11 protein-coding genes are annotated in these 8,567 nt (G+C 28.7%); 7 read left to right on the forward strand and 4 right to left on the reverse strand.

The annotated features are described in order from the left end of the window. Positions 1–233: 233 nt before the first annotated feature. From CD111_RS08825 to CD111_RS08835, 3 genes are all read left to right on the forward strand, one after another. Entirely contained in the window at positions 234–944 is a 711-nt protein-coding gene (locus CD111_RS08825; RefSeq protein ID WP_095087284.1) for a transaldolase, read from the forward strand. A gap of 289 nt (positions 945–1,233) precedes the next feature. Then, positions 1,234–2,091, forward strand: a complete 858-nt coding sequence (locus CD111_RS08830; protein ID WP_095087286.1) for a cation diffusion facilitator family transporter — start codon at positions 1,234–1,236, stop codon at positions 2,089–2,091. A 61-nt stretch (positions 2,092–2,152) separates the two neighbouring features. Beyond that, the gene (locus CD111_RS08835) at positions 2,153–2,692 is read left to right on the forward strand and encodes a sugar O-acetyltransferase (RefSeq protein WP_095090097.1); all 540 of its coding nucleotides are present in this window, start codon (positions 2,153–2,155) and stop codon (positions 2,690–2,692) included. 42 nt (positions 2,693–2,734) lie between these two features. Here the strand turns inward: CD111_RS08835 and CD111_RS08840 are convergent, their stop codons facing one another. After that, entirely contained in the window at positions 2,735–4,084 is a 1,350-nt protein-coding gene (locus tag CD111_RS08840; RefSeq protein WP_095087288.1) for a PepSY-associated TM helix domain-containing protein, read from the reverse strand. 211 nt (positions 4,085–4,295) lie between these two features. Between CD111_RS08840 and CD111_RS08845 the strand changes: the two genes are divergently transcribed. Then, positions 4,296–4,685 (forward strand): hypothetical protein, encoded by a 390-nt coding sequence (locus tag CD111_RS08845; protein WP_095087290.1) that lies wholly within the window; start codon positions 4,296–4,298, stop codon positions 4,683–4,685. Positions 4,686–4,780: 95 nt separating this feature from the next. On the opposite strand, the gene CD111_RS08850 is transcribed toward CD111_RS08845, so the two are convergent. Further along, a complete protein-coding gene (locus CD111_RS08850; protein ID WP_095087292.1) occupies positions 4,781–5,461 on the reverse strand; it encodes a helix-turn-helix domain-containing protein in 681 nt (226 codons plus the stop codon). Positions 5,462–5,557: 96 nt separating this feature from the next. On the opposite strand from CD111_RS08850, the gene CD111_RS08855 reads away from it, so the two are divergent. Beyond that, positions 5,558–6,013: a hypothetical protein gene (locus CD111_RS08855; RefSeq protein ID WP_095087294.1), complete on the forward strand. Its 456-nt coding sequence runs from the start codon at positions 5,558–5,560 to the stop codon at positions 6,011–6,013. 23 nt (positions 6,014–6,036) lie between these two features. Continuing rightward, positions 6,037–6,870, forward strand: a complete 834-nt coding sequence (locus CD111_RS08860) for a DUF5996 family protein (RefSeq protein ID WP_095087296.1) — start codon at positions 6,037–6,039, stop codon at positions 6,868–6,870. A 14-nt stretch (positions 6,871–6,884) separates the two neighbouring features. On the opposite strand, the gene CD111_RS08865 is transcribed toward CD111_RS08860, so the two are convergent. Together CD111_RS08865 and CD111_RS08870 are read right to left on the reverse strand one after the other, a co-directional pair. Next, a complete protein-coding gene (locus CD111_RS08865; RefSeq protein WP_229726480.1) occupies positions 6,885–7,343 on the reverse strand; it encodes a competence protein ComK in 459 nt (152 codons plus the stop codon). A 72-nt stretch (positions 7,344–7,415) separates the two neighbouring features. Beyond that, positions 7,416–7,892, reverse strand: coding sequence for a sigma-70 family RNA polymerase sigma factor (locus CD111_RS08870; protein WP_095087298.1), 477 nt, complete (start codon positions 7,890–7,892; stop codon positions 7,416–7,418). Between the two features lie 284 nt (positions 7,893–8,176). Here CD111_RS08870 and CD111_RS08875 point away from each other — a divergent pair, with 284 nt between their 5' ends. Further along, positions 8,177–8,398, forward strand: a complete 222-nt coding sequence (locus tag CD111_RS08875; RefSeq protein ID WP_095087300.1) for a hypothetical protein — start codon at positions 8,177–8,179, stop codon at positions 8,396–8,398. Positions 8,399–8,567: the final 169 nt, after the last annotated feature.

Below are 8,567 nucleotides of genomic sequence, written 5' to 3' on the forward strand. Positions count from 1 at the left end.
GGTTTATCGTTTCTAGGTCACTTATCATTGTATTACACCCCCTGAATCATATAATATAAAATAATTAATTTAGAACAATATAATTTTTCTTTTAAATTTATACTTATTATCGCATAAAATACAACAAAAAACATGTATATTAACTCGAAAAGTATTATTTAAATCAAATGATTTAGTAAGTATTTAATAATTATGGTACGATAAAATTACATAATTTGAAAGGAATGAATACGATGCGCAATCTAAATGTTCAAGTGTTTGCCGATGGTGCAGACATCGAAGAAATGAAAAAGGCTTACCAAAATAAAGAAGTAGATGGTTTTACAACAAATCCAAGTTTAATGAAGAAAGCAGGCGTTACGGATTATAAGACATTTGCTGAAGAAGTAGTTAAAGCTATTCCAGATGCGTCAATCTCATTTGAAGTATTTGCTGATGATATGGAAACTATGTCTAAAGAAGCAGAGATTTTGAAACAATACGGTGAAAATGTCTTCGTTAAAATTCCAGTCGTAAATACAAAAGGGGAATCAATGATTCCTTTAATTAAACAACTTTCATCAAATAATGTGAAAGTAAACATCACTGCAGTGTATACAATTGAACAAGTTAAAGAAATTGTAGAAGCTATTAAACCAGGTGTTGAATCATATGTTTCAGTATTTGCAGGACGTATTGCTGATACTGGTGTAGATCCATTACCATTAATGAAAGAAGCTGAAAAAGTATGCCATAGTAAAGATGGCGTCAAATTACTTTGGGCAAGTTGTAGAGAATTATTCAACGTTGTTCAAGCAGATGAAATTGGTGTAGATATCATTACATGTCCTAAAGATGTAGTGGCAAAAGTGCCAAACATCGGCAGAGACGTAAATGAGTTATCTGTAGATACAGTTGAAGGATTTGCTAAAGATATTAAAGCTAGTGGCTTAAGTATCCTATAGTAAATGAACAAACTATTATAATATTTAAAGCGTCATACTATACAATTCTCCTAATCTGTTGGAATGAACATACAGATTAGGAGAATTTATTTATATTCTCACCAATTTATAAAATACTTATTGAGATTCATTGTTGTCATTTTTGCAGTATTTTAATCTTAATGTAGGCATGCCTAATTCGAAAATATATATTTAAATTATTATTATTTTACTATAGCTAATCAGTTACCTTGAGAGAATTTTTGTTATATAATCATATTTCAATGAAAAAATTGGAGTGTAAAAACATATGGAGAAAAATTTAAAAATAGCTCAAAGAGGTGCTTATGTTAGTTTAATTACGTATATTATCCTCTCGGTTATAAAGTTTATAGTCGGAACAACTTACCATTCATCTGCATTAAAGGCTGATAGTTTAAATAATCTTACAGATATATTAGTGTCTATTGCAGTATTAGTAGGATTAAAGATTTCAATTAAACCCGCCGATAAGAATCATCCATATGGACATATGAAAACTGAAAACATAACAACGTTAATCGTTTCATTTATTATTATGTTTGTTGGGATTGAAGTAATATTAACAAATATCCCTAAATTATTTATCGGTGAAATCAATGAACCTAATAGTTTAACAATTTGGGTCAGTTTTTTAAGTGGTATAGTGATGATTATGGTGTATGTGTATAATTCGCGACTATCAAAAAGAACTGAAAGTACGTCACTAAAGTCAGCTTCTAAAGATAATTTATCTGATGCATTAGTAAGTATAGGGACAGGTATAGGATTAATCTTTACACAATTTGGTTTCCCAATCGTGGATATTATTTTAGCAGTTTTATTAGGGTTTATTATTATTTATACTGGGTTTACCATTTTTAAAGAATCCATATTTACGCTGAGCGATGGGTTTCACGAAAAAGATTTAAACGACTATATTGTAGATATAGAACATATAGATGGCGTCATGAATGTTCCTTCAATTAAAGGTAGGTACCATGGAAATAGTATATTTTTAGATGTTACTATAATTGTTGATAAGAAATTAACATTAGACGAGGCTCATGATATTTGTGATTCGGTAGAATTAAAATTACGCGATAAAGGTGTTTATTCTTCATATGTACATCCCGAGCCAAGCAAATAAATTTAGTGACAATTAATTATGCTCTAAGAAAGTTGGTGTGCTTTTGTCTGAAAAAGAAAAAATGATTAATGGAGAAATGTATTTACCAAACGATGAGACGTTAGTTTCAGAAAGAGAAACAGCTCGACAATTAACTTATGAATTTAATCAAACACCTATTAAGAATAAGGATAAACGAATAAATTTATTGAAAAAATTATTAGGTGGCTATAAAAATGAATTTGAAATCAATCCAAATTTCAATGTTGATTACGGGTATAACATATATTTAGGAGAAAACTTCTATGCAAACTATAATTGTACAATGTTGGATGTTTCGACTATACATTTTGGAGATAACTGCATGTTAGGACCTAATGTAGGTATTTACACTGCAACACATCCTATAGATCCATTTGAACGAAACAATGGTAAAGAATTTGCAAAACCAATAAAAATTGGAAACAATGTGTGGATTGGTGGTCATGCTGTTATTAATCCAGGTGTTACGATAGGAGATAATGTTGTTGTAGCATCAGGCGCAGTTGTAGTTAAAGATATAGCATCAAATACGGTTGTAGGTGGGAATCCAGCAAAACCTATAAAACATATCACCAAATAAATTAACCTCTGACCAATAATCTTTATTGGTCAGAGGTTTTATTTATTTGGTGCTCAATTTTTTGTTTTTTCTATAAAGGATTGCTTCAATAATTGCTACGATAATTAAAGATGCACCGAATAAAGGCATCAAAACACCAAGAACTATTAGGCATATCAGTAAACTCATCGATAAATGGCCATTTATTCTCTTAGGCGCACTGAATGTTCCTTCTTTTCTTCTCTTCATCCAGCTCATAAATCCATATATTATGCCGCCAATAAATGCTAAACAAACGAATAAATTGATTATTTTATTTGGAGTACCAAATAGGTGGCCTTCATGTAATGGAATACCATAGCTAAACCACTTACCGATGATGCCATAGTCTTCATAATTCACTTTACCTAAATTTTTACCAGAATATTGATCGAAATAAGCAGTTGTTTCTTCTTTAGGTGCAACGTCTAGACCTGTAACGCCAGTATTGCTACCTTTAGAAACTGTGAACACACCTTTTTCATCTTCTGGATATACAATTGAAAACGGTTTTGATATGCCTTCTTTTTCACTAATTGATATGATACTTTCTAAACTTTGTTGGCCTTCAGCACCAATAACATTGCTGGATCCACCATGGTGATTTTTATGTGGATCTTTTTTAGATTCGGGTTTCTCTTTATTTCTAGTAGCCCAAGGTAATTCATTATCTTCTGATTGTGGAGGGCTAGCCATTAATGCTGTATAACCAAATTTAGGATGTTCATCAGCAAATTGGTTTATTTGTTTACCCATGAATGCTGACCAAGGAATACCTGTAAGTACAATGATAAATATAGGTATTGCAATAATTAAACCTAAAATTGCATGTAATCTTCTGTTTTTAATGAAGGAAGTTTTGTGGTTAGATTTCTTTAATGCATTCGACTTAAACGTTAAATATATACCTGATCCAATCATAAAGATTGTCCAACAAGCAGCGAGTTCGACTAAATAATTTACGAATGTACCACCAACCATCAATGAACTATGTGTAGAGCGCATAACGTTTGAATATGTATAAAGTGCGTTTTGGTTAGCTACACGTTGATTATGTTTATCTAAAAATATGTATCTTGATTCACCATCATCATTACCAATCGTAACTCTATTATTATAGGGTTCATCCATGATGCTTATTTTCTGAATGTGATAGCCTTTATAAACATTTTCTATTTCTTTTATCGCGTCATCTAAAGATTGATGTTCTTTAGTTTGACTTTCACTAAAAAATTGGTCATGGTAAATGTTATTCTCGACATTTGTGTAAAATAAATATCCAATACCAGTTAAAGACAATGTTAATAGTAAAGGTGTTATAAAAAATGCTGCGTAAAAGTGTAATCGCCTTAATGGATTGTAAGTTTGTTTCATTTATTAACCTCTATTCTTATATATTTTTATTGGTTACTTAATAAAAATATATTTATTTACAGTAAATTACAATATGATATTAAATAAAAATATGACTCTTTAGTGAAATTCGAAATATCATGTAATAAATGACTTCAAAATGTAATATAAAAACACTCAAAATCTGTTCCATTAAATGTTAAAATTAGTAAGTGAGATGGGGTGAAACACTATGCTACAAAATATAAAAATTGTAAATGGTAAAGAGGAACAAGAGCAAATTATTTATCAATTTTATAAAGGGCTGAATCATGAAACATTTCATGATGCTGTGCTAAGTTTAGAAGAGCGCACACATATGAAATTTTCGCATGGTGAAGTATATTTTCAAAATGATTTAAACAAAGAAGATTCGAAACAATTTAGTTTAAGTCAGTCTGATGGATTATTTGTTTTAAATGATAGCAATGTTCAAAAAGGGGCAATTATTCCATTGCAATTAATCGTTCAATATTTAGTTTCAAATAGAGATTCAATCTCTAAACAAAATGATTTAAACCTTATTCAACTTGAAAACATTATTGATCGCCTTGAATTAACACTTAAAACAAATGAATACTAATTTATAAATATTTAACAAATGAGAGTGGGCATAAGAAATCTGTTTTAAAATAGATTTCTTATGCCCACTCTTTATTATTCTTATATGATAGATAGTTAACTATTTGATAATTGTGACTGAGACCATTTTCTAAAAGCGCTAGGAGTCATATTTTTATATTTTTTGAATGTTTTTGTAAAATGAGATTGGTCATAGAAGCCATAGTCTAGTGCAATTTGTGCAATTGTTTTTTTATGGTTATAACTAAGTTCTATAGCGGATTCAAATAATCTAAATTGTATGTCTTCGTTAAAATCAAATGCTGAATGATATGATTGTCTATTTATAGAATCAGGATTTGAATCATTTAAATGAAGTTTTAAAACTTTAAGTAATGAAATTAAAGAATAAGATAAATCAGTATTAAGCTTTAAGTCGTGATTGGGGGTATTTGTACATAAGGTGGCTAATTGTTTATTTATAATATCTTGAAAATCTTTGGTACTTAAGATGATATCGTTTTGGTAGTGATTTAGAAATCCTAAATCACTTGCCACCAAATTGATTACATAAATGTTTATTTGCAGAACATACACCAAACTATGCTGACAGTCTATAAATATAGCATGATTTGAAGGAATAACAGTATAGTATCCAGATTTTATTTTAATAATATTATGCGTATATTCATGCCATAATACTAATTCGCCGTCAATCACATAAATGAGTGAAATCATATCATCATTTATTAGAAAAGTTGTTTCAGATTTTAAAGTTATAAGTTGATAGGGAACCATATATAATCTCCTTTACAAAAATGAAATTAGATAATGCATTACCGTGTATATAATTAATGTTATAATTAAATTATTAATGATTTTTAGAGGTGTAACATGAATAACGAACAATATAAAGCTATAGTTTTAAAAAAATTATGGTTTATTAAAAAACACGAAAAAGAAATTGCATTAAATAAATTGACTTGTCCAGAGAGTGAAAAGTTAATAGATAAATATGGTAAACCAACACGATTTGTAAATCACTTTATCGATGAATGTATCATTCAACATTCAAAAGCGCCTAGTTCGTCTCAAAATATATTAAATCTAGGTGGTTTACTATTTGGAAATGTCGTAATGATGGGGATCTTAATAACAGCGGCAATGTTAATCTTAGGTACATTTACATTGTACTTTACTAAACCATTTGGTGAAGCTATATTGTTCCAAATATTATATTTAGTTATTGGACTAATATTGATCTATATCGGATATAAAGGCATACAATGGGTGAATGCTTATTTTACTCGAAGGCTACTGATTGTGAAAAGATTTAAAGAAATGTCTTAACAACAATTTAGGGGGTATCACAAATGAGTTTATTATATTTTGATGAATGGCGTGAAACACGCGCAACTATTCGTTATATAGCGCAAATTATGGGCAAATGTTGTTTAGAAGTTAAACAAGAAGAACCTTTATATAAACATGTTATGTTGAGTGTAAGCCAAGTAGGTTTATCGACTGGTTTATTACAGTACAAAGGACAAGAATTTGGCATTGATTTAGATTTGATTGACCAACAATTAGTTGTCACTGTTAATAATAACGAAACGATGATGATTGTTGAAACCGGCAAAACGATTCAATCATATTATGAATTTATATTTAATAATTTACGAGAAAACGGTATCGATTTCGCGATCAATACAAAGCCATATAACATTCCGTATGATAAGACGTTGGATAAAGATGATACAGAGCGTGTGTTTGATCCAAAGATGGCATATAAAGCATTAAGGCTCATGCAACAAGCACAATATGATCATTATCAATTTTTACATTCAAAAAATATCAAAGATGTCAAAACGGGCTTGTTTTGGGATAAATTTGATGTGACTTCAATATTTTATGTTGAAGGAAATCACGAGTACACAGTTTCTTTATGCTATTATTTTGGAGATAAATATAGAGAATCTCCTTATTATATTATTAAGATTAATCCATTTAAGCAAGATAAGATAAACTTAAAACAAGTTGAACCGTCATATGCAGAATATAATGGTAAAGACGGCAGTTTCTTGATGTATGAAGAAGACTTAGAAAGCATTATGCGAAGAGATGAAGTATTATTAACTTTCTTTAACAGTGCATATCAGGCGTTGTTGTCTGGCGTAAGTAGCCAGTTGAAAGATCATAAATTATGATGATACATAACTTGTTATAAATTTGATAAATGAAGTTTTTGATGATGGATGAGTCGTAATGATTCACCCATTTTTTTTGATATAATATTTAAATCACGAGTTGTGTTTAATAAAGCATTATTTGTAAAGATGATTGAACAATGATTGTTATGCTGTTCTATAGAATCTACATGCTTTGAATTAATGAGGATATAGTCAAGATGATTTTTAGAAGTTATAGGGAATAATGAAAAATCTTGAGTTGCGTGAATTAATATAGGTAATAATTTAGATATTTTTAATATCTTTCGAGCATATTGTTCTCTAGTTTTAAGATTAGCACCTTCTATTAATAAAGTTTGATTAATAAGTGTTTGAATCGTTAAATTAGAATAGCTAGTTGAATGATCTAAATATCCAATTTGATATTTAAAATGAGGATGATTTGAATATTTCAAGTAAGTCATGTTTTTATTAATAATGTTAGATTGCAAATTATCACCTCCATAACATATATTACATGATATGGAGGTGTCGTCTTGTATATATTGGTGATTTTTTAGTATTTAAAATAAAAAATATTGCTTTAACTTTATGCGAGTATGTTTGCTGTATCCTTTAATTGTAGAATTGCTTTTATTCATATAAATAGCTATTTCTTGTGTTGAAAATCCTTGTAAAGTTAATTTGAACCATGTCAGTTCATTATCTGTAAGTATACTTAATAAAGTGTACATTTCAATTTTGTAATGATCGTAATAAGATTTATCTAATATACTTTGTTCCTGAGTAGGTATCAATCGCATGCTTTCTTTAGTAAATTTTCTCAATAAATCGATTAAATAGTACTTTAGTTTAATATAAATATATTTTTCTTCATTATCTGACATTGTACAGTCATAAGAATTATACAGTTCCCAAAGTTTAATACACATTAATTGAAAGTAATCGTCATAATGATAATGTATATTATAATCATGTAAAAAGTAATGAATCATTCTTTCATATTTTTGATAATATGCTTCAAAGTTCCTTTCTTTCATATTAACCTCATCGGTGTACATGCACACAAGTATTTCCGGATGAGAACATTTTATTATAAGTATTTTTAACTTTAAAATTGTTAAATAACGAAAAAACTCAACTAAAATGAATCTAATGCAAGAAGGTTATGCAGAAATGGTGTAATGGAAGTTTAAGATATAAATTATACACAAATATAGGTTCTAAAATGTATGTTCAAATGATTTACAATTCAAATGAAACCGTGTATATTTGTGTATATATGGACATATGTTCTAGGGGCAAAGATTAGGAGGCTCATCATATGGATTATGAACACTTAAATTTGGAACATTTCTTTGCTAGAAATGATGATCTAAATAATATAAGGGATAATGCCGATTTTGTAATGATTAATAATGTGAACAGATTTATGAATTATAGAAACGGTGAAGAAGAGGGCACAATTAATCTAAGTCACTACAACTATAAGAATCGTTCAGCAGCTATGTCATTTATTTTCATGGACTATACACCTTATAAATAAACAAACATGCATATTAGATGTGTGTTTGTTTTTTTGTGAAATATAACAGTAATTAAAATGTAACATAATTATTTTTGAATAATGTGGAGTATTCCTATAAAATATAAGAAGTAATCAATTTTTTGAAACTGTAAGAAAAAGTAAATTGATTCAGAATAGCTTTATTAAC

This window comes from Mammaliicoccus stepanovicii (assembly GCF_002902525.1).
GTDB lineage: Bacteria > Bacillota > Bacilli > Staphylococcales > Staphylococcaceae > Mammaliicoccus > Mammaliicoccus stepanovicii.

Excerpts from the sequence above, each read along its gene's own strand:
- CD111_RS08830 (WP_095087286.1), top strand. The coding sequence starts at position 1,234 with ATGGAGAAAAATTTAAAAATAGCTCAAAGAGGTGCTTATGTTAGTTTA.
- CD111_RS08855 (WP_095087294.1), top strand. The coding sequence starts at position 5,558 with ATGAATAACGAACAATATAAAGCTATAGTTTTAAAAAAATTATGGTTT.
- CD111_RS08840 (WP_095087288.1), bottom strand. The coding sequence starts at position 4,084 with ATGAAACAAACTTACAATCCATTAAGGCGATTACACTTTTACGCAGCA.
- CD111_RS08875 (WP_095087300.1), top strand. The coding sequence starts at position 8,177 with ATGGATTATGAACACTTAAATTTGGAACATTTCTTTGCTAGAAATGAT.
- CD111_RS08860 (WP_095087296.1), top strand. The coding sequence starts at position 6,037 with ATGAGTTTATTATATTTTGATGAATGGCGTGAAACACGCGCAACTATT.
- CD111_RS08850 (WP_095087292.1), bottom strand. The coding sequence starts at position 5,461 with ATGGTTCCCTATCAACTTATAACTTTAAAATCTGAAACAACTTTTCTA.
- CD111_RS08835 (WP_095090097.1), top strand. The coding sequence starts at position 2,153 with ATGATTAATGGAGAAATGTATTTACCAAACGATGAGACGTTAGTTTCA.
- CD111_RS08845 (WP_095087290.1), top strand. The coding sequence starts at position 4,296 with ATGCTACAAAATATAAAAATTGTAAATGGTAAAGAGGAACAAGAGCAA.
- CD111_RS08870 (WP_095087298.1), bottom strand. The coding sequence starts at position 7,892 with ATGAAAGAAAGGAACTTTGAAGCATATTATCAAAAATATGAAAGAATG.
- CD111_RS08825 (WP_095087284.1), top strand. The coding sequence starts at position 234 with ATGCGCAATCTAAATGTTCAAGTGTTTGCCGATGGTGCAGACATCGAA.